13 protein-coding genes are annotated in these 19,721 nt (G+C 64.9%); 8 read left to right on the plus strand and 5 right to left on the minus strand.

Annotated elements, in window-relative coordinates:
- The first annotated feature begins 19 nt into the window (after positions 1-19).
- Genes AC2YJX_RS07840 through AC2YJX_RS07860 form a run of 5 tightly spaced genes read left to right on the plus strand, consistent with a single transcriptional unit; the run spans position 20 to position 8,230 of the window.
- Complete coding sequence (locus tag AC2YJX_RS07840) at positions 20-2,962, plus strand: hypothetical protein (RefSeq protein ID WP_487255760.1); 2,943 nt, start codon at positions 20-22, stop codon at positions 2,960-2,962.
- On the plus strand, positions 2,959-3,600 hold the full coding sequence (locus AC2YJX_RS07845) for a tail fiber protein (protein WP_487255708.1): 642 nt from the start codon (positions 2,959-2,961) through the stop codon (positions 3,598-3,600). Before AC2YJX_RS07840 ends, AC2YJX_RS07845 begins: the two co-directional genes overlap by 4 nt.
- A 42-nt stretch (positions 3,601-3,642) precedes the next feature.
- Complete coding sequence (locus AC2YJX_RS07850; RefSeq protein WP_487255709.1) at positions 3,643-5,052, plus strand: hypothetical protein; 1,410 nt, start codon at positions 3,643-3,645, stop codon at positions 5,050-5,052.
- Positions 5,039-5,896 carry an FkbM family methyltransferase gene (locus AC2YJX_RS07855; protein WP_487255710.1) on the plus strand — a complete coding sequence of 286 codons (858 nt, stop codon included), beginning with the start codon at positions 5,039-5,041 and terminating at the stop codon, positions 5,894-5,896. Before AC2YJX_RS07850 ends, AC2YJX_RS07855 begins: the two co-directional genes overlap by 14 nt.
- Positions 5,897-8,230: a glycosyltransferase gene (locus AC2YJX_RS07860; RefSeq protein WP_487255711.1), complete on the plus strand. Its 2,334-nt coding sequence runs from the start codon at positions 5,897-5,899 to the stop codon at positions 8,228-8,230.
- A gap of 12 nt (positions 8,231-8,242) precedes the next feature.
- Here the strand turns inward: AC2YJX_RS07860 and AC2YJX_RS07865 are convergent, their stop codons facing one another.
- Both AC2YJX_RS07865 and AC2YJX_RS07870 read right to left on the minus strand, forming a co-directional pair.
- Positions 8,243-9,754, minus strand: a complete 1,512-nt coding sequence (locus AC2YJX_RS07865; protein WP_487255712.1) for a protein kinase domain-containing protein — start codon at positions 9,752-9,754, stop codon at positions 8,243-8,245.
- A 17-nt stretch (positions 9,755-9,771) separates the two neighbouring features.
- Entirely contained in the window at positions 9,772-10,767 is a 996-nt protein-coding gene (locus AC2YJX_RS07870; protein WP_176888670.1) for an FHA domain-containing protein, read from the minus strand.
- Positions 10,768-11,279: 512 nt separating this feature from the next.
- On the opposite strand from AC2YJX_RS07870, the gene AC2YJX_RS07875 reads away from it, so the two are divergent.
- From AC2YJX_RS07875 to AC2YJX_RS07885, 3 genes are read left to right on the plus strand one after another with little or no spacing between them, the layout of a single operon-like run.
- On the plus strand, positions 11,280-11,948 hold the full coding sequence (locus AC2YJX_RS07875; RefSeq protein WP_431152129.1) for a hypothetical protein: 669 nt from the start codon (positions 11,280-11,282) through the stop codon (positions 11,946-11,948).
- 4 nt (positions 11,949-11,952) lie between these two features.
- Positions 11,953-12,591, plus strand: a complete 639-nt coding sequence (locus tag AC2YJX_RS07880; protein ID WP_121420999.1) for a glycoside hydrolase family 25 protein — start codon at positions 11,953-11,955, stop codon at positions 12,589-12,591.
- Positions 12,592-12,648: 57 nt separating this feature from the next.
- Positions 12,649-14,412 (plus strand): hypothetical protein, encoded by a 1,764-nt coding sequence (locus AC2YJX_RS07885; protein ID WP_487255713.1) that lies wholly within the window; start codon positions 12,649-12,651, stop codon positions 14,410-14,412.
- 276 nt (positions 14,413-14,688) lie between these two features.
- Here AC2YJX_RS07885 and AC2YJX_RS07890 read toward each other — a convergent pair whose 3' ends face one another.
- The 3 genes from AC2YJX_RS07890 to AC2YJX_RS07900 all read right to left on the minus strand — a co-directional run bounded on the left by AC2YJX_RS07890 (position 14,689) and on the right by AC2YJX_RS07900 (position 19,625).
- Positions 14,689-17,040 carry a CHASE2 domain-containing protein gene (locus AC2YJX_RS07890; RefSeq protein ID WP_487255714.1) on the minus strand — a complete coding sequence of 784 codons (2,352 nt, stop codon included), beginning with the start codon at positions 17,038-17,040 and terminating at the stop codon, positions 14,689-14,691.
- Between the two features lie 42 nt (positions 17,041-17,082).
- Positions 17,083-18,846: a FecR family protein gene (locus tag AC2YJX_RS07895; RefSeq protein WP_082437245.1), complete on the minus strand. Its 1,764-nt coding sequence runs from the start codon at positions 18,844-18,846 to the stop codon at positions 17,083-17,085.
- Positions 18,847-18,926: 80 nt separating this feature from the next.
- Positions 18,927-19,625, minus strand: coding sequence for a response regulator transcription factor (locus AC2YJX_RS07900; RefSeq protein WP_121507291.1), 699 nt, complete (start codon positions 19,623-19,625; stop codon positions 18,927-18,929).
- Between the last annotated feature and the right edge of the window lie 96 nt (positions 19,626-19,721).

Below are 19,721 nucleotides of genomic sequence, written 5' to 3' on the forward strand. Positions count from 1 at the left end.
GAAGCATGCCGTGAACGAAATGGTCCAAAGAAGATGGAGCGCCATGGATGGCTGCCTGATCTTCGACATCACCATCAACCGTGCACCCCACGACGATGCCCCTTCCTGTGTCAGCGTGTCCTGCAGTTCGGGGGAGTCGGAGCGCCAGCGGGTCACCGTGACCAGACACTGGCCCGCACAGCCGTTTGAATTCAGATTCTCCTCGGGCTGCTATGTGTCGGGCTACCTGCAGCAAAAAACGCCGGTGCACATCGACGGCGTCCCCAATACGGCCATCTTTGCCGACATCCACTATGGAATGCGGGGGCAGGCGGATGACCACCACTTTGAAGGCCTCATGGCAGCGTGCCCCATGCGTGGGCCCCTTCCGCCCCCTCAGCCTCCCAGTCCATTGCCGCCTGTTCCCACGCCGGTGCCGCCAGCCCCACCGGTCGATCCCGTCGAGCCGCTGCCTGTCCTCAACAGCCATCCGGAGGAGCTGTTTCCTTACGTGTACGTGCGCCGCTGGCCCAAGATCTCGGCCTCGGATCTTTTGCATGGCTTTGTCCAGTACGCCAGTGCCAGCCCTCCTTGCTGCAGTTTCTTTGAGGACCTGGTAGCGGCACGCGCCCCAGGCCGCGAAGCCGTGCAGTCACTGGCGCTTCGGTTCATTGACGGAGATGCCCCTTACCAGGGGCTCTTCATCGGAGACCTGGACCGCCTTCCCGGGCCCGTGGGCCAGTTTGCGTCCTTGCTGGAGCAACTGCCCTCGCCCCATGACAAGCCGCTTGAGTGGCTGGCGACCGCCCGTGCAGAAGTCGTGCAGTTGCTGCAGCGGTACGCCCTGACCTGGAGCTGTTTGGAGTCTGGAAACTACCTGCAGACCATGGATAGGGTCTGGCAGAGTTACTTCGCCCTGGTCATCACCCTGGGGTATGACGCTGCCTTGCTGGACGGGTTGACCCGCACCTTGCAGATGGCCCATCTGATCGCGGTGGCATTGCAGCCCAAAGCCCAGGACATAGCTGCAGTCGGCGCCGCATCAGAGACGCCAGCGCCCTTGCAGCCGGCCCCCATCAGTGCCGCCCAAATTGCATTGCTGCGCGAGGCCACTGTGGTGCTGCCGGCCCAGGTTTTTCCTTTGCCACCGGCCCGCTCGGCAGACAGATCTCCGCCCGTGGCCCCCGACGGTTGGATCGAGCCCTATGCCATTGGCGACTTGCAGATGGTGCGCCAGCGCCTTCTGCGCTACCAAAGCGGAGAGATCGCACGCATAGAAAACGTGATGCGCGGTGAGCGCCGGGAGGTCACGCACAAACGCACCCACCGGCAAAAGGATGAGCAAAAGCAGACGCTGGCCGAGATGCATGTCCTGCAGAACGATGCGGCGGACGAACGCAGCAATCTGCAGGAAGAGTCGCGCAAGACCGTGGCCGAGGCGACCGAGACCCACCAGTACAACAAGTTCACCAGCAGCTACGGCCCTCCCACGCAGGCCACCCTGGATGGTTCCTGGACCAAGGCCGTGCAGCAAGGCGCCACCCCGGGGCTGGACGACACCACCCGCTTTGCACGCGACATTCTGAACAAGACGGTCAACCGCATCAGCCGCAGTGTCAGCCACACGCGCTCCAGCAGCACGATGAGCCAGACCGAAGATGCGGTGGTCAGCCTGATCGACAACACCTCGGGCATCCGGAACATGCGCGCCGTGTTCCGCTGGGTGAACAAGGTGTACGAGGCGTGCGTTGTGAACTACGGCCAGCGGTTGATGATGGAGTTCATGGTGTGCCAGCCCGCAGCGGGCTTCATTGCGCAGGAGCAGGCGCTGGCGGGGCAGGACTTCGCCAAGCCGCTGTCACCGCTGCAAATGGGAGTGGCCACCTTCGAGGACATCAAGGTGGGCGGCCCGCGCAACTACGCACAGCTCGGGGCCTACTACGGCGTGCTGGATCTGGATCCGCCCCCGCTGGCAGAGCGCTGCGCCTCGGCCACCTTGCGCAACGGTGAAGAAAAGCAGATTGCCGTTCCGGCAGGGTACGGCGCTACCCAGGCCTTTGTCAGCTGGGTAGGAGCGTCCCCTGGCCAACAGGCGCCTGTCGTGCTGGTGGGGCGGCAAACCGTGACCCCTGGCGCTGCGGCCAGCCCCGTGGCGCTTCATGGGGAGGACGAGACCGTACCGGTGTCCGTGATGGACTATCCACCCGGTTTCTCGCCACCCGGCGACCAACCGTTGCAGGTCAATGTGGAGATCGGCTGCGCGCCTTCCAGTCGATGCATGGACCAGTGGCGCATCCGTACCTATGCCAGCATCGTGCGTGGCTATCAGGAGCGGATGGCGGCATACCATGGCCGCGCCCAAGGCGGCGCGCCATCGTCTCCCGCACCGGCCTGTTCGCCGCTGGCCCGTCGGCAGATCGAGCAGCGTGAGTTGAAGAATGCCTGTCTGCGCCTGTTGCTGGAACGCCTGCTGACCCTGACTGGCATGTCCGCAGGTGCCACGTGGGGGTCTCCGCCATCGCAATTCATGGTCAATGAGCCCCGCTATCTGCAGTTCTTCGACGAAGTGCTGGAGTGGAATGAAATGGCCTATAGCTTCTATGCCAGCCCTGGCCTGGGCGCTGCGGGCGGGGTGCTGGAGCTGGGGAGCCTTGCGGCCGACGACGATGCCTTGTTCGCCAGTTTCTTGCAGGCTGGTCAGGCGCGCGTGCTGCTGCCCGTGCAGCCTGCGCATGTCCTAGCCTTTCTGTATTTTTATTCGGCGGGCATGCTCTGGAGCGCCCCGGATCGGCTTGCCCCCGTCAATGCGGACGACATCGCACTGGTCAACGACCTCAAGCATGCAGGGCCCCGGCAACAGAGTCCTGCGCACCGCCTGGGGCCGTGCTGGCAGGTGGTGGTGCCTACCTCCATGCAGGTGCTGGATGCGCCGGGCGACGAAGGGGGGGCGGACCTGCCCGCCCTTGGGGGGGCTGCACCATGATCGTGGTACCGGGGGCAGCCAGCCCCTTCTTCTGTCGGCCAGCTTTTGGCGACCTCCCCGTGGGTTCGGTGACGGCGTTTGCTGGCACGTTGGGGCCGCCCGACAGCGCGAGCCCTGCTGCTGCGGTGAGCCCAGCCGCTTACACCACCAACCCCCTGGAGGCGTGGGGATGGATGGTTTGCGATGGCCGATCGTTGCCCTGTGTGGACTACCCCGAACTGTTTGCCGTGCTGGGTTACGTGTATGGCGGTGCCGACGACAGCTTCAACATCCCCGACTACCGTGGTTACTTCCTTCGCGGTATTGGCACGGGCACCCGCAACGACCCCGACATCGGCCAACGCAGCCAGCCGCCTGGGGGCCAGGGTGCGAGCGATGGTGTGGGTTCCATCCAGCCGTTTGCCGTACAGACGCATGAGCACACCTACAGCAGCGCACCAGCCCCTTCGGCCACGTCCCCCAGTGGAACTGCAGCAGGCGCGCCCAGCGTCGCCAGCACGCTGACCACGGGTGGTCCGGTTGCGGGCACGGGCCAGGCGCAGGCGGTGCAGGTGAGTCCGAACGAGACGCGCCCCCTCAATGTGTACGTCAACTACCTCATCAAGTTCACCTACGGACTGCTCCCGCTTTTGAGATGACCGCGCACGTGTCCCCAGAACCCTTTCCAAGGAGAAAATTGCATGGCATACACCAACGTCCAATTCATCGGCTACGTGCTCGACACGGCGCCCCAGGTGAACCCCGATGGATCCAAGACCTATCTGGGGTTGAACGATCCCAAGCTCGACATTGAAGCGCGCTGCGATGTGATGTTGCGCGCCATGCAGACGGCCCGGGATGTGCTGCCGCAGGCGTCTCCACCGACACCCGAGGGGGAAACCCTGAAGGTCTTCATGGCCCCCGAGTTCTTTTTTCGAGGTGCCTCGGGGGCTTACCAGATGGATGATGTCCAGCTCGCCATCACCGCGCTGCAGCGCATGGCGGCCGATGACCAGTGGGTGGACTGGGTGTTTGTGTTCGGCACCATTTTGGGCGCGTCGTCGGCCACCCAGCAGACGCCGCCCTACGACATCGACCCACTCGCGAGCACCGAGATCTACAGCTTTGCGCTGGTGCAGCAAGGGGGCGTGGCGGCGCAGGGCGATGCGGGGGCGCGGATGGTGATGAAGGAGTTGATGTCGGGGGTTGATTTCATCGCCACTGCCGTGAATCCGGGCGGCCTGTTGCTGGGCGACGTGGAATACTGGCCTGCATCGACCGGCGGTGGGCTGGGACGTGAGCAGCAAGAGGTCAACTATGACGGTGCCGGCGTGTTCGAGTTGGCAGGCATCACCTGGGGGCTGGAGGTCTGCCTGGACCACAGCGGCACGGTGCGCCGACTACAGAGGTCGCCGCAATTGCCGGGCCAGAAGCTGATTCAGCTGCAGGTGGTGCCATCGTGTGGCATGGGCATCCAGACGCCGAGCGTGATCACGCAGGCGGGCGGCTATGTCTTCAATTGCGATGGCTCGGGCGCGGCAAGCCACTCCACCCTGGTGCAGCAGGTGCCACCGCTAGCCAATGTGCCCATGCTTTGCAGTGCGCCGGTCAGCGATGCCGATGTCGCGCTGCAAAGCACCTCGCCGGTGGAGGATGTTGCTCTCAGTGCCCTGTACGCCAGGGGACCGGGCGTGGTCAATATCTATCCGGCACAGGCCTTGCCTGCACAGCAGGTGGTGGTGGGCAACACCGTATGCCTCGACTGGCCCGCCAGCCCCGACTACCGTTTCATCTTCCAGCTGGTCTACAACAGCAGTGGCAGCTTCGTGACGCTGGTGTGCGAGATACGCAGCAAGAAGGCCAACTTCTACGGGAACAACTATTTCCTGCCGCTTTCGCTGCAGACGCAGGACTCCTGGAAACAGGACGTGCGCATCCAGATGACATTGGCGGCGGGCAGCAGCCCCTACGCTGGTGCCGTGTGGTGCAAGATCAACGTGCCCGGATTCATCTTTGAAGGCAATGCCTTTGAGTTCAGCGCCACGTATGGCGGCCCCGCGCCGTTCACCATCTGGCAGTCTACGGATGGCGCGGGCGATGACAACCTGTGACCCTGGCGCCGAGAGCGCACTGCAAGCACTGAGCGTGTCGGTGGGCCCGCAGGCCTTCCTGGTGCGCGCCAATGCGGCCCGGTGCGCGTTCTGGCACCGGGTGCAGGCCGGCGCGTGGGAGCCGCAAACCTTCGAGGTCTTCCGGCGTTTTCTGCAACCAGACCGCTCCTACATTGACCTGGGTGCCTGGATCGGCCCTACGGTGCTCTATGGCGCGACGCTGTCGCGCAGCGTGCATGCCCTGGAGCCTGACCCGGTCGCCTTTGCAGAGCTGGACCGCAACGTGCAAGCCAACCCTGGGCTGTGCAAAAAAATCCATCTGTACTCCTTCGGCATTGGCGCCGAGTCTGGTCCGCTGCAACTCTATGCCGGTGGCCTTTACTACGCAGGGCACAGCGAGTTCGGGGACAGTATGTCGGGCATGTTGGCCGCGCCGGATGTGCCTGGCCAGCCTTGCCACGAGGCGCGTAGTGTGGACATGGAGCGCTTTCTGGACATGTATGCCGGGAAGAACTGCAACTTCATCAAGATGGACATAGAGGGTGGTGAATACGCTGTGATTCCCGGCCTCTGGCGCCGCCTGTGGCGTTGGGGCCCGCCCACCCTTTGTGTGTCTTTCCATGCTCCGGAAATCGCCCGGCGCGAGTCCTTGGTGCGGGCCTGCATCGAAGAGCTGCTGCTGTGTTACCCGCGCTTTTATGCGGCTGCCGACACCAAGGCCGTTGCGCTCGAAGAACTGGCGGACGCGGTGCATGACTGGGCCGACGAAGCCCCTGGCAGCCCCTGGCGCAAGCTGGAAGCGCTGCTGGGAGCGGGCGTGGTGGCGACCAGTGAGGAGTGGTGAATGACTGCTGCACCAGATCGCCAGATCCTGATTGGGGTGCATGTGACAGGGGCGGGCGAAGGCCTGGCCGCCACGCTGTCCAGTGTTTTCGAGAACACGCCGCTGCCCTTCGGGCTGCGGATATTGCCGGACAGTGCCGCCGCATCCCGGGCCCCGGGTTTGCTGCAGTTGCGGCTTGCCCCTGTGTCTATGGTGCAGCGGCCCGGCCCGGCGCAGCCGGGGGCCGCTGCCTGCTTCAACCAGCTGGTGAGCGAGCCTGCCGACATCTATGTGTTTCTGGAAAACGGCGTGCGGGTCTGCCCCGGCTGGCTGGAGCTGCTCTTGGCCGCGCTGGACAGCGACGCCAGCCATGGCCTGGCGGGCCCCTCCACCAACCGGGGGTGGAATGAACAGGCCGTGGCACCAAACTGTGGCAGCACCCAGGAAGCGCTGTGGGACCAAGCGGATGCCTTGCTGGCGCGCTATGGCAATGCCTGGGTACCCCTGTCACCTCTGCACAGCCTGGCGGACTTCTGCTACGTGGTGAAGAACGAGGTGGTGGCCGCCATTGGCGCAGCGGACACGGCGTACACGCAGGGTCCTTGCTGGGAGATGGACTACAACGTGCGCGCCGCCCGCGCCGGCTTCCTGGGTGTCTGGGTGCAGGGCGCCTTTGTGCACCGTGCGCCCCGCTGCGCGGTGCTGGCACCTGTCCACGATGGACTGCTGGAGGCGAACAAACGGCTGTACCAGGATCGGTTCTGTGCCTGGCGCCGCGAGAGCCACCCGCAGGCGCCTCCCTACCACGACCACTGCGTGGGAGACGATTGCCGCTACTTTGCCGTGCCCGAGCAGATGCGTATCTTCGTGCCACTGCCTGGCAATGTGGATCCCGCACCACTGGTGCCTGCGGCCACCGCATCACCCTTGCTGAGCTGTGTCATGCCCACGCGGGGGCGAGCGGCCTTTGTTGCGCAGTCGATCCGCTACTTCCAGCGGCAAGACTATCCCGCGCTGGAACTCATCATCGTCTACGAGGAGCAGTCCGACCTCCCTGCTGGCATTGATGACCCGCGCATCCGCTGCATCCGAATGCCGGCCCGCACCAGCATCGGCGCCAAGCGCAATGAAGCGGTCCGCGTGGCGTGGGGCGAACTGATCGCGCATTGGGACGATGACGACTGGTATGGCGCGCAGCGCCTGAGCCGCCAGGCCGCGCCCATTTTGCACAACCTGGCGGATGTCGCCGGGCTCAACGACATGCTGTTCATGGCCCGGCCGCTGGCGGAGTTCTGGGCCAGCAGCCGGGCACTGTTTCGCCGGTTGTTTGTAGAAAACGTGAGCGGCGGCACTTTGGTTTTCAGGCGCAGCCTGTGGGAGCATCATGGGCGGTATCCCGATACCTCGCTGCGGGAGGATGCGGATTTCCTGCTGAAGACCCTGCGGGGCGGTGCGCGGCTGTGCCGCATCTCGGGGCGTTCGCTGTGCATCTATGTGCGCCACGATGGGAACACCTGGAAGTTCAAGGAAGGCCATTACCTGCAGCAGGCCGCCTGGACCCTGGTGCCTGCCCCGGAATGCCTGTCGGACGATGATCGCGATTTCTACTTTCCTGCCGCCCCCGGTGGCACAGGCGACACTGTTGGCGCTGTTGGCGCTGTTGGCGCTGTTGGCGCAGTTGGCACAGAGGGCTCGCCGACGCCCGCGATGCCGCTGGTGTCGTGCATCATGCCCACCGCAGACCGGCGTGAGTTTGTGCCCCAGGCCATTCGGAACTTTCTGGCGCAGGACTATGAGCCCCGCGAACTGATCGTGCTGGACGACGGGCGCGACAGCGTCGCCGATCTGATCCCATCGCACGGCAGCATCCGATACCTGCGCCTGGACCGCAAATCCACCCTTGGTGCCAAGCGCAACATGGCCTGCGAGTTGGCGCGCGGCGAGGTGATTGCACACTGGGACGACGACGACTGGATGGCGCCCACCTGGCTCAGTTCGCAGGTCAAGGCCTTGCGCGGCCAGGGGGCCGACATCTGCGGCCTGGACAAGGTGTTCTTCTATGCGCCAGACGCGCGCCGGGCCTGGCAGTATGTGTATGACGGGCGCACACCCTGGGTGTGTGGGGGCACGCTGTGTTACCTGCGCGAGTTCTGGCGCAGTGCGCCGTTCGCCGATATCGATGTGGGGGAGGACAACGCTTTTGTCTGGTCGGTGCGGGACAAGCGCATTGCCACCAACCCGGACCAGCACCTGTATGTGGCCCGCGTCCACGACCGCAACACCAGCCCCAAAGACACATGGAACCGGCGCTGGCACAGTTACCCGGTGGAGCATGTCGAGAGGCTCATTCGCTGACTCTGTTCAGGCCTACTGGAGGGTGACGGGTGCCAGCCGGTACACCGGCTCGGGTTCCGGCGGGTGGGTCTTGCTGGTGCTGGCGTAGGCCTCCATTTTCACGCTGCCAGCCAGCTCATGGTGCGCGCGGTGGCTCAGCAGAACGGTTCCGGGGCCTGCTAGGCTGTTCAGGTGCAGCGTCACGTTGGCCGCGTGGTGGCTGTCCAACGGCTCACCGTGGGCTTGCAGGGTGGCCGTGTGCATGCTCCCTGATATTTCCAGGCGCACGCCATGCTGCACCTCCAGCATGCGGCTTCTTCGTTGCACCCGGATGCACAGGTCCTGTGCCAAGGCTGCTGCCTGCTGCAGGTTCTGTGCGCTGCTGGGGCCCTGCTCGAAGTGGAACAGCATGCAGTCTCCCAGCGTCCCCGCGCCATGGCCCTGGCCCGACTGCACGGCGTTGGCGCACCAGCGCAACTGCTGTTCGCGAATCTCCTGCAGGTCGGACAGGGCAAGTGACGCATCGCGGGCGGGGTACAGGCGCAGGGTCAGGCACAGGATGGCGCGCGAAGCAGCCCCGAGGTTCTGCGACCTGGCACGTTCCAGCGAATCCATGGTGGCGTGCTGCGCCTGGCCGGATGTGGACGGACCTGCAGGGCTCGGCCCTGCCGCGTGGCTGGGTGGGCGAAGTTGGCGCACCTGCGCTGCGCACTGGGCAAGGTCACCGTACAGTTGCGCGGCATCGGCGGTACGCCGGCGCACGTCTTTTTGCAAGGCCCGCTGGAGCAGCGCGGCCAGCGGACTGCCCTCTAGTTCCTCTGGCAAGGCGACGATATCTGTGCTCAGCTGGCGCTGCAGCACCTCGGTCAGGCTGGAGCCCTGGATGCTTGGTCGTGCGCTCAGGCACTCCACGAACATCAAGGCCCAGGCATAGATGTCGGTGGCGGGCCCGCACACCTCGCCGCGCAGCTGTTCGGGTGCGCAGTAGGCGGGCGTGCCCTCGGCTCCCGCGGTGAACTGGGGTTCTCCGTGGTGGCTGGCAAGCCCAAAGTCCAGCACCTTGGCGTGCAAGGTGGTGCCGCTGGAGATCACCATCACGTTCTCTGGCTTCAGGTCGCGGTGCACGATATGGTGGGCATGCAGGAAAGCCAGGGCATCGAGCAGCTGCGCCATCAGCCCCACCGTGTCCGGCAATGAGAGCCGGCCCTGGCGCTGCAGGAATTCGCGCAGCGTTTCGCCAGTCACGTACTCCAGCACTGCAAACGGCACGCCCTCCTGGGCCAGGCCTTTATCGATGAGCCGGACCACATGGATGTGGTGCAACAAAGACAGCACCCGGGTTTCCTGGTGCAGCCGCTGCTGCACACGCCGCCGGTTGGCGGGATCGCGCGCGGCTGGGGTGCTTGGAATCTTGATGGCCACGAACTGGCCGGTGCTGCGCTGCCGGGCCTTGAAAACCTGGCCCGATGCGCCCTGGCCCAGCAAACCCAACGATTGATAGCCCGGCACACCCACGGGAAAACCGTGCGTGGGCACTCGTGTCATTGCGATGGGGGGCAGGCTCAGGCCGCAAGCGACTCTTCAGCGTGGATGGGGCTGATCAGGGCCAAGGGGTCGAAATCGGCTTCCCGCTGGGTACCCCGTGTGATGCTGAAACGCAGGCAACCAAAGCGCAAGGAGCCACGGCGCCTTTCGATCAGCTCGGGGACATGGGAGTCGCCGGGCATGGCCAGTGCAAGTTGCTTGCGCATGCGGAAGATCTGGATGTTGAGGTGCCCGGGCTCCACACCCAGCATCTTCGCCAAGCGCTCCAACTCGACCCAGCCATGGGCCTGGCTGTCCCGGTGGCGCTGCGCATCGGCCCATCGCAAACGTGCCAGCGTCAGCAGTGCGTAGTGGTGGGTGCGCTCGCCCAGGTCGAACTGCCGGTCTCCCTCCTGCACTTGCAGGCGCACATGTTCCTCATCCAGGCTGACGTTGAAATGCAGGCTCGTGCGTGGACGAATACACGGCGCTGCGCCAACCATGGCCTCCATGGTCGATGTGACCTCCTGCGCCGCAAGGAAGCACCACGCCTGGTTGGAAAATCGGACCTCGTCGCCGTCTTCCAGCACCCAGCTGCCCTGGGGCGTGGTACATATCCACCGGCCTTGCTCGGCGCAGTGGATGGACACTTCGGCATGCTGGCCCTGGGGCAGCAGGTTGGACCGCTCCAGCGGCACGGGAGCGCTGTCGTGTCCCAGCGGCCAGAGCAGATTGGCGGGGGCTGCAAGGTCTTCCACAACCCAGCCAGAGCCGTCGTCACGCCCGAAGCCGATGGTGCTTCCCACGCGGAGTGCAAAGGCTCCGCTATGGGACAGCAGCTCGCCATCGAGCAGGGTTCCGTTGCGGCTGTGGTCGTGCAGTTCCCAGGTGCTGCCTGTCCAGCGGATCGATGCATGCAGTTGCGAAGCATCCGGGTTTTCCAGCAAGGTGTCCGAGGAACGGCCTCGCCCAAACACGTGAAGTGTTCGCAAATGGATCTTGCGCTGTGTTGCGCGGTTTTTCAGGATTGCCATCAGTCAGTCCCTCATTTTTTCTTCGTCACACCTTGCGGCGCGGTTTCCTTTGGCCCCGCGCATGGCTGAATGTGATGCCTCGCAGCCCGTGGCATGCCGCTGTGCAGCGGACGCGGGTTTCCTGTCCGGGCGTTCGCCAAGAATTCCCGATGCAGCCCAATGAGTGTGTTGGCGCTGTCCTCCCCACGCAACTACCAAATCTGGTAGTTAACGTTCTGCTTGCAATTGCGCGAGATATCAACGGCGTGACGCCCCGTTGCAAGGCATCGCGCAGCCCAGCCAGATTTTTGACCCCGCTGTTTGCAGGGCCGGGCAGTTTGGGGTTTGACTGCAGCGGCACGACGGTGCAAAGAATCCGCTCCCAGGCCGGCTGCGGACTGGTGTGCAGAGCGGTGGGTCAGTACCTGTGATGGCGTGTAATGGGCTGTAATCGCCAAGCGAGAAAAGGGTCTCCACAATGTATCGAGCGAGATGCGCTTGCCATCCGCACCGATCCATTGACGGAGAAAACCATGCCTTACCTGTCTGACACTCAACGCAATTTGCTGGCTCCTGCGGGCCAGCCACATCCTCGCAACGGTGCCACGGTGCCAACCTCGCAGCAGGCGCCCTTTGTGAACGCCGCCTGCTGGGGTTGGGCGTTGAATGGCGAATACGTGAATGCTGATGACCCCTACGCAGCCACCACCATCTATACCTCGGACAACGGCGCCTTCGTGTTCAATGCCGAGCGTGTTCCCACCGGTCTGAATGCGGCGTTTTTTGCGGTCACCGATGTGATCTTTCCGCAGACGGTGCCTTACCACACCACACTGGCCGCCAATTTCGCCAACGCACTGGGTGGCAATGTGGCAGCGCAGGACGCCTGCCGTTTTGCCCTGATGAAGCTCACGGCAGAACTCAATGGGCATACGGTGTTGCCCGACAACGGCTCAGCGGTCTACACCATGGTCATGAAGTCGCCGAGCTGGTACGGCTGGTGCCATTGGGGAATTGGCATTCAGGGGGCAGGCGGTGGGGACACTACCTACCAGCAAAAGGTCAACGGCAGCGTCCTGAACCCCAACACCCTGCAATACAACTGCGGCGTGATGTGGGATGAAGGCCAGCCGCTGACCACGACGATCCGCATTGATGGTCTGTTGCAGACCCAGGTCGACATGCTCAACCGCGTGGTGTGACGCCATGACAGTCCAAACCCGTGGCATCGACGTCAGTCACTACCAAGGCAACGTCAACTGGCCCAGCGTGGCTGGCAGCAACGTGGCCTTTTCCTTCATCAAGGCCACCGAAGGCATCGCCTATGTGGACCCGCTTTTCCGTGCCAATTGGTCCGGCAGCGCCGCCGCAGGATTGCGCAGAGGCGCCTACCACTTCGGCCATGCTGGCAGCGATGCCGTCGCCCAGGCACAGTTTTTCTACAACACGGTCAGCGCCGATGGAACGCTCGGGCCCGGGGACTTGCCGCCGGTGCTGGATCTGGAAACCCTGGATGGGCAAAGCCCCGCCGAAGTCCTGCAGTGGGCCCTGGCATTCCTGTCCGAGGCCGATGCGCTGTTCGGGCGCCAGACCATGGTCTACACCGACACGGGCTTCTGGCAGGCGCTTCAGGCGCTGGCCGGTTGCCAGGTGCTGGCCTCCCGCCCGCTGTGGCTGGCCGCGTATTCGGCCTACCCGCACGTGCCACCGCCCTGGTCGTCCTGGACGTTCTGGCAGTACAGCGATGGCTCCTCCAATGGCGGCAGCCCGGTGGCGGGTGTGATGGGTGCCGTGGACCAGAACTGGTTTGCAGGCTCGGAGGCGCAGCTTGCCACGCTGGGCTGATGTCGTTTGTTTGCCAAGAAGGGCAACGGCCCAATTTTTCCAACAGAAGGAGTAGCCATGAACACCGAATCAATCACGATCATGTTGTCCGATAACACGGGTCTTCAGGCGACCGATGGAACAGCCTATGTGGCAGGCTGGATCAACGCAGCGCCGAGCGGGGCGTTTCAGTTTCAATTTCTCGGGAGCGGTGGAGCATTCGTCGCGGCGCCCTCGGTGCTGCCGATTGCCGTGCTCGCGATACAGGCCTGGCAGAGTACCGGTATCGACGTCAATCCATCCGCTACTCCGGTGACGATTGCGTATGTGGGCGGTGGTTGGAGTGCGGACCCCGACACGAATAGCGGACAGCTCTACGATGCGGCCGGTTGTCCTGATCTCAATGTTCCGACCGATCAGACGCAGTACCCCATTGTCGGTGTGCCGATGGGCGGACTCATCGGCAGGATTGGCAGTACAGGTTCACCGTTTTTCATTGGCAGGGGGCCGTATTTGATGCCATCGACCTTTCCCAGTGGCGAGCTCCAACTCTGCATCAACGATGATTTGACGGGTGCATATGGTCCTGGCTTGAAAGACAACAGCGGCAGCGTGAGTGTTGCGGTCTTCAACCAGGGGCTTGCTTTCCTTGAGATGTCCTCGGTTCCGAGCATTGCGCTTACGACGGCAACCAATGGCAACGAACGGCTGGTCTTCGCTGTCGCTCCGACTCAGCCGGCACCTTTGCCAATTTACGCAGCCTCACCACCGATAGCGACTCCACCGATAGCGACTCCACCGCCCGTTGCCCCCACGCAAGCGGTCCCGGCATTTGCCGTGATGCAGTATCCGCCGCCGCCCTACGGCAATCAGCCACAGCCTTCACCTCCCGGACCGTTCGATTTCTTCGAGTTCGGTTACAACGCAGCAGCCGATGTCAGCGCCGTGAATGGCTTTGGCCTCAACCTGTCATTCAGCTCCGCAGGCGAGAGTTTCGGCGTGGACCCCCGCATCAGCCGCGCGACCATGGCAAGTGCGTACACGGACTTCATTGCCAAAGAGGGCGCGAGCGCAGCAGCCTATGGCGAACTGCTGACGGTCGGTGCGCTTGGCTCCAGCTACACGCCGCCCACGGTGAAGGGCGAGTTCTTCGCTATCTCTGATCCCAGCGACATGCTGATCGCGAAACAGGCGGCAGGGGTGCTCGACTCCGATTCCCTCGCAAGTTACTGGGACGCAACGCTGAACGCTTTCTTTGCGGTGAACAGTTACCTCAGCATTGATCTCAGTGGCGACGGCACGAATGTCTATACCGGGCAGTGCACGATGCAGAGCCTCAACACCGTCAGCACAGCGGCCTATACGCTCTCGAATGGCACGAACACCTACACGTTCTACCAACCGCCGCAGGGCCTTCAGAGTGCGCTCTATGTTTTCCAGCAGGCGTTCAGCCAGTACCAGGAGGGAGGATCCGGCGGCGATGCCGGGCTGCTGCAGATGAACATCTGGGAAGCGTTGTGCAGGGGCGTTGCGGTGGCGGGAGTTGCGACCCAGAGTCCCCCTAGCGGCTTCTCCACCACCGCCTGGAATGATTCGGCACAGTGGTACGGGGCAGGTTCAACCTGCAACTACTATGCCAAATTCCTTCATTGCGCGAATGCGCAGGGCGAGGATGCACGCATCGCAGGCAATGGTCCCCCCATCTTCCTCGGCGGGGCGGCGTATGGATTCAGCGCCGATGAAAATCCCAACGGGTCGTACAGCGGTCCCAATGTGCCCTGCAAGACACAGGGCAATGTGGCGCCGGGCTCGACCGTCGCGATCACGCTCGGCCCCTGGTAGGGAGATGGCAAGGCCGAACCCACCGCAAGGGGGGGGGGCTTCGCACGGTCGCTGCCAATGAAAGTGGCCCGTGCCCGTCATTGCGAGCGCAGCGCCGTCTTGGTCTGGATCGGTGCGGCCTGTAGGTGGGGTGATTTTCTGTGCGAATTCATGCACGGGAGTGGTCGATTTACCGATTGATCTCGGATAAAAATTGGCTCTAGCGCTTTATGGTCATGAATTAATTGCTATAAAAATCGTAGCAATTCTGGGGTTTGCGAGTTTTGCCTCCTGGAGTCAGGCGCCCAGGGGCAATACCAGCCTGAACTCCGCTCCCCGTCCCACATCGCTGTCCACTTCCAGCGTTCCGCCGTGCCGGTGGATCACGGTGTGCACCAGGGCCAGCCCCAGGCCGACACCGCCGATGGCGGGGTGGCTGCGGTCGTGCAGTCGCTGGAACGGTGCGAACAGCTGGCCCTGCAGTTCCGGTGCGATGCCGGGGCCTTCGTCGCGCACTGACACGATCCAGTGGGCCCCCCGTTGCACGATGGAGCACTGCACCGTGCCTTCTTCGGGGCTGAACTTGACGGCGTTGTTCAGCACGTTGGCCAGCGCGCGGGACAGCAGGGCGCGGTCGCCCACGGTGGGGGCGGTTTCCGGCGCGGTGGCGATGGTTACCTCCACGCCCCGGTCGCGGGCCAAGGCCCAGATGTCGTCCACGGTTTCGGCCAGCACGGCCACCAGGTCCAGGGGCGCCATGCGGTATTCCTGCGACTCGGCGCTGGCGAGCTTGACGAAGTTTTCGGCCATGCCCAGCGACGCGCGTGCATAGCGCTCGATGCGCAGCATCAGCTCGTCATCCGGCATGCGGCCAGGGTAGGCTCGCTGCATCTCCAGCAGCGTGAGGATGGATGCATTGGGTGCACGGATGTCGTGCGAGATGAAGTTCATTGCCTGGTCGCGCTGCAGCTGGGCGCGGCGCATGTCCGTCAGGTCCACCAGGGTCAGCAGCCAGCCGGCCTTGGCCAAGTCGGTGAAGGGCTTGCACAGCACCAGCAGGTTGCGGCCTTGGGCATCGCGGCCTTCGCTCTGTTCGGGCATGTGGTGGTTGTGCAGTTTGTCCTGCGTGACCAGGGGCTGGCCGGTGCCGGTGTGCACCAGGTCGTGCAGCAGTTCGACCACGGACTGGCCCTGCAGCGGCACCTGGGGGTCTCCGCCCACGTGCCGGCGTGCCGCCATGTTGGTGAGCAGGATGCGCCCCTGCGGGTCGCAGACGATGGTGGGGGAGGGCAGCTGCTGCAGGCTTTCGCTTACGAAGTGGTGCAGGTCGCGCAACTGGCGCGATGCGCGTTCCACAGCATTGATGCGTTTTTCCAGAAAGTCACCGGAATCCCCGGGGCGGTGCAGCAGTCGCATCGACAGGCCGTCGCGTTGCAGGCGCTCCATCTCCAGTCGCAGGAAGTGTGCGGCTGCGCTCAGGCGCCGCCAGCTCCACAGCGGATAGGCCAGCACCAGCCCGGTCAGAGCCGCAGCGGGTGCGAACTGCAGGCCTATCCACGAAGGCAGGGCCACGCTGAGCAGCAGGGTGACCACGCCCAGCGCTGCGCTGGTGAGCAAGGCCACGAAGGGGCCCAGCAACAGCAGAGCCAGCAGCGCGCACACCACGGGCGCCAGGTTGAACAGGGTGTTGAGGGCGGTGGCGGCAGGCTCGATCCGCACGCCCGACAGGCGGCCGTCCAGCACCTGGGCCACCACCTCCACGCCGGGCATCAGCCGCGATTGCTCGCTCACGGGTGTGGCAAACATGTCGCCCAGGCCCGAGGCCGCAGCGCCCACGATCACGTACTTGCCGCGAAACGCATCTGCCGGCACCTGGCCGCGCAGCACGTCGATGTAGGAGTACGTGGTGAAGTGGCCCGGGCCGCCGGCATAGGCAATCAGCGTGCGGTCAGCGCGTTGCCAGGGGCCACTGCCTGGAGGCTCTGTGGCTGCAGCGCCGCCGGCCCCCGGTGCGGCGCGCGCTGCATTGCACTGGGGCGATTTGTGTGATGCGGATGTGGAAGCGGCCACGCACTGCAGCGCCATACTGAAGTGCTGCCAGGGCGCGGCGGCGGGCCCTTCCTGCAGGTACAGGCTGCGCACCACGCCGTCGTTGTCGGGCGCCACATGCACATGGCCCAGGCCGGCTGCGGCGTCTGCAAATGCGGGCCAGGGCAGGTCGGCCATGTTGGCTGCCGGGCCATGACCGCGCCGCAGCACCGGAAGCACCACCCGCCCACTGCGCCGCATGGCGTCGGCCAGCAGCACATCGTCCTCGGGGTAGTCCAAGTCTTCTTCGTTGAACAGCACGTCCATGCCGATGGCGCGGGGCTGCTGTGCCGATACGCGCGCGATCAACTCTGCGTGTAGCGCCCGGCGCCAGGGCCAGCGGCCAATGGCCGCGATGCTAGGGTCGTCGATGGCAACGATGACGATGTCGGGGTGCGCGGGGCGCGAGAGCAGGCGCAGGCCAGCGTCCTGCACCAGGTGGCTCATCCGGCTCAGGCTGTCGGCGGTGCTGAGCCAGGCCACCAGCCCTAGCAAGGCGGCGGCCAGAAGGCTCCATTCCAGGCGCCGCTGCTGGCCCCGGGTGCGTCCGGCGGTCATCATGGGCTCAGAACCCTCGGGCCCAGGGCAAACGGCGTGCGCGGCTCAAGGGCGTGCCACGGGCTGGCCGTTCGAGGTGGAGACCGGCAGACCCGAACCCGTGCTGATGCCCGAGCCGACCCGGATCTGGCGCGGCGGCGAAAAGTCGCTCTGCAGCCCCGTGGGATCCAGCACCTGGATGCGCACGAGGTAGTCGCCTGCAGGCAGGTTGCTGGCGGTCCATGCAGGGGTGTCGAGCTGGGTGTCGAGCACGACCTTGTCAAACGCCAGGTCGTTGGCTGGGGCCAGTTGCAGGCGGAACCGCTGGCCAGGCTGCGCGGGCCAGTGCACCCGCACCGTGGTGTCGCCATCCTGCGCTTGCAATGACTGGGGCGACAGCGTGGCGGGGCGGTCTGCCACCGAGAAGGGCTGGGGCGGGGCAAACGGACCTTGGTCGGCCTGACTGCTCGGACTGTTTGGCAGCTGCAGCAGGCTGGCCGCACGCCAGAAATAGTTGCCTACCGGCAGCGTGTTCAGCGGCAGGCGGCATTCGGTGAGGCGTTGCTCGTCCAGCACGGGCTGGGTGAACTGTGCATCGCGGGCCACCTGCAGGCGGTACCAGGCCACACCGGGCACCTGCGTGCACCGCAGCTCGCCCGTGCCGCTGGCCAGCACCGCGCCGGGCGCAGGTTGCTGGTACAGCGGGGCCACGGGGCGCGTCTTGACCACAAAAGGCTGCACGGCAGGCACACCGGGGATGCCCGCGTCGTCCAGGGCGCGCACCGACAGGTAGTAGCGCCCGTCTTCCACGGCTTTCCAGCGCAGCTGGCCGTCGGCAAAACTGCCGTGGCGCAGCACCTGGGTGAAGTCGGCGTCCTGCGCCACCTGGGCCTGGTAGCGCGCGGCGCCCGGCAGTGGTGGCACGTTGATGGCCAGAATGCTCGCATCGCTGAGCATGGCAGGGACGCCCGATGTGTCGGGCGCCACCAGCAGCGGGCGGGGTGCGCCCACGCTGCCATCGGCCGCCACTGCCAGCCCTTGCCCCGGAGCCAGCATCGAGGCCGCTGCCGCAGACGAATTGGATGGGCCAGTGGTTTCTTGTTGGCGGGACTGTACGGCCACCGAGCCGCTAAGCACCGATGCGGTGGTCTGGCCCGATTCGCCCATCGCAACGCCAAAGTGGGTGCCGCGCACACTGGTCACGGCCAGGGGCGTGCGCAGCTCAAAGCGGCGAAAAGCCTCGGCATTGGGTGGCACGCTGGATTCCACCGCACCGCTGCGCATCTCCAGCACCGACTGCAGGCTGCCCGCACGCCCCCGGCGGCGCAGCTGCCGCAGCAACAGCTCGGACTGCGCCTGGACCCGCACAACGGTGCCGTCGGCCAGCTTGACGGAGACAAAAGCATCCGGCCCCACCTGCAGCGCGGTGCCCTCTTCAAGCTTGCCGCCCTGGGTGACGGGCGCCGGGGCGTCGCCCGCGCGGGCTTGGGCGGTGACCGTGCCGTGCACGAACTCCACCGTGGCCGACTCGGCGGGTTGCAGGCGCACCGGAATCCACACAACCGAACCCGGCACCAGGCGCCGGGGGTTGGCCACCTTGTTGCGGGCCTGCAGCAGCGGCCACTGCCGGGGCGCGGCCAGATAGGCCTTGGCCAGGCCTTCGAGCGTGTCACCCTCCTGCACGGTGTGGGCAATTTCATCGCCCTGCGGCGTGGTGGCGGCAGGGGGAGCCGCCTGGGCACTGGTGCCCACCAGGCTGCCGAGGAAACCCAGGGTCAATGCCGCGCTGGCGCGCAGGGCCCAGCGGGGGCGGCCGGTGTTCGTTGCCACGTGAAATCTCCTTCGTGCCGCTCGGTGCAGGCGGGCTGGCGATGGCATCCTGTGAGGATGCCGCCGTTGATAGTTGGGGGTCAGGCCCTTCGCTGGGCCTCAACAGCTTCAAAACGGTAACCCACACCGTAGACCGCCGAGACGATGAAGCCGTTGGCGGGCCGCAGGTCCAGCAGGGTGCGCAGGCGCGAGATGTGGGTGTCCAGCGAGCGCGACATGACATCCGCCACCTGGCCCCAGACGATGTCCTTGAGGTGGTCACGCGACAACAGTCGGCCCATGTTCTGAAACAGAAACAGGGCGAGATCGTACTCGCGGTTCTTGAGCTCCACGGGCACGCCGTCAATTTCGATGGACCGGGTTTCGGACAGGAAGCGGTAGCGCCCGAACTCCACCACGCCCCCCACATTGGCTGGGTAGGCCCGCCGCAGCAGGGCCGACACGCGGGCATTGAGCTCGCCAATGCGCACCGGCTTGACCATGAAGTCGTCGGCGCCACTACCCAGGCCTTCGACGATGTCGCGCTCTTCCTGGCGGTGCGTGACGAACAGGATGGGCAACTGGGTGCCCACATTTTTGCGCACCCAGCGCACCACTTCAGGCCCCGTCGTGTCTGGCAGGTGCCAGTCCACGATCAACAGGTCAAAGGTCTCGCGGCGCATCTCGCGCAGGAAGTCGGCACCGTTGAGGTGGGTGTGGCAGACATGGCCCATTGCCTCCGTGGCCTGTTTGATCAGATCCAGCTGGAGCGCATCGTCGTCCAACGCGGCTATGCGCATGGTTTTCTCCCCTGTCGAAAATGCAATTGCGGATTATTCGCGATAACCGCTGTCTGCGCTGCTGCGCACCGGCCTACCGCCCGGCAGTTGACATTT

It is taken from the genome of Acidovorax sp. SRI_002 (genome assembly GCF_057586455.1).

Coding starts and splice junctions, on each gene's coding strand:
- AC2YJX_RS07840 (WP_487255760.1), top strand. CDS start 20: ATGGTCCAAAGAAGATGGAGCGCCATGGATGGCTGCCTGATCTTCGAC.
- AC2YJX_RS07845 (WP_487255708.1), top strand. CDS start 2,959: ATGATCGTGGTACCGGGGGCAGCCAGCCCCTTCTTCTGTCGGCCAGCT.
- AC2YJX_RS07850 (WP_487255709.1), top strand. CDS start 3,643: ATGGCATACACCAACGTCCAATTCATCGGCTACGTGCTCGACACGGCG.
- AC2YJX_RS07855 (WP_487255710.1), top strand. CDS start 5,039: ATGACAACCTGTGACCCTGGCGCCGAGAGCGCACTGCAAGCACTGAGC.
- AC2YJX_RS07860 (WP_487255711.1), top strand. CDS start 5,897: ATGACTGCTGCACCAGATCGCCAGATCCTGATTGGGGTGCATGTGACA.
- AC2YJX_RS07865 (WP_487255712.1), bottom strand. CDS start 9,754: ATGACACGAGTGCCCACGCACGGTTTTCCCGTGGGTGTGCCGGGCTAT.
- AC2YJX_RS07870 (WP_176888670.1), bottom strand. CDS start 10,767: ATGGCAATCCTGAAAAACCGCGCAACACAGCGCAAGATCCATTTGCGA.
- AC2YJX_RS07875 (WP_431152129.1), top strand. CDS start 11,280: ATGCCTTACCTGTCTGACACTCAACGCAATTTGCTGGCTCCTGCGGGC.
- AC2YJX_RS07880 (WP_121420999.1), top strand. CDS start 11,953: ATGACAGTCCAAACCCGTGGCATCGACGTCAGTCACTACCAAGGCAAC.
- AC2YJX_RS07885 (WP_487255713.1), top strand. CDS start 12,649: ATGAACACCGAATCAATCACGATCATGTTGTCCGATAACACGGGTCTT.
- AC2YJX_RS07890 (WP_487255714.1), bottom strand. CDS start 17,040: ATGATGACCGCCGGACGCACCCGGGGCCAGCAGCGGCGCCTGGAATGG.
- AC2YJX_RS07900 (WP_121507291.1), bottom strand. CDS start 19,625: ATGCGCATAGCCGCGTTGGACGACGATGCGCTCCAGCTGGATCTGATC.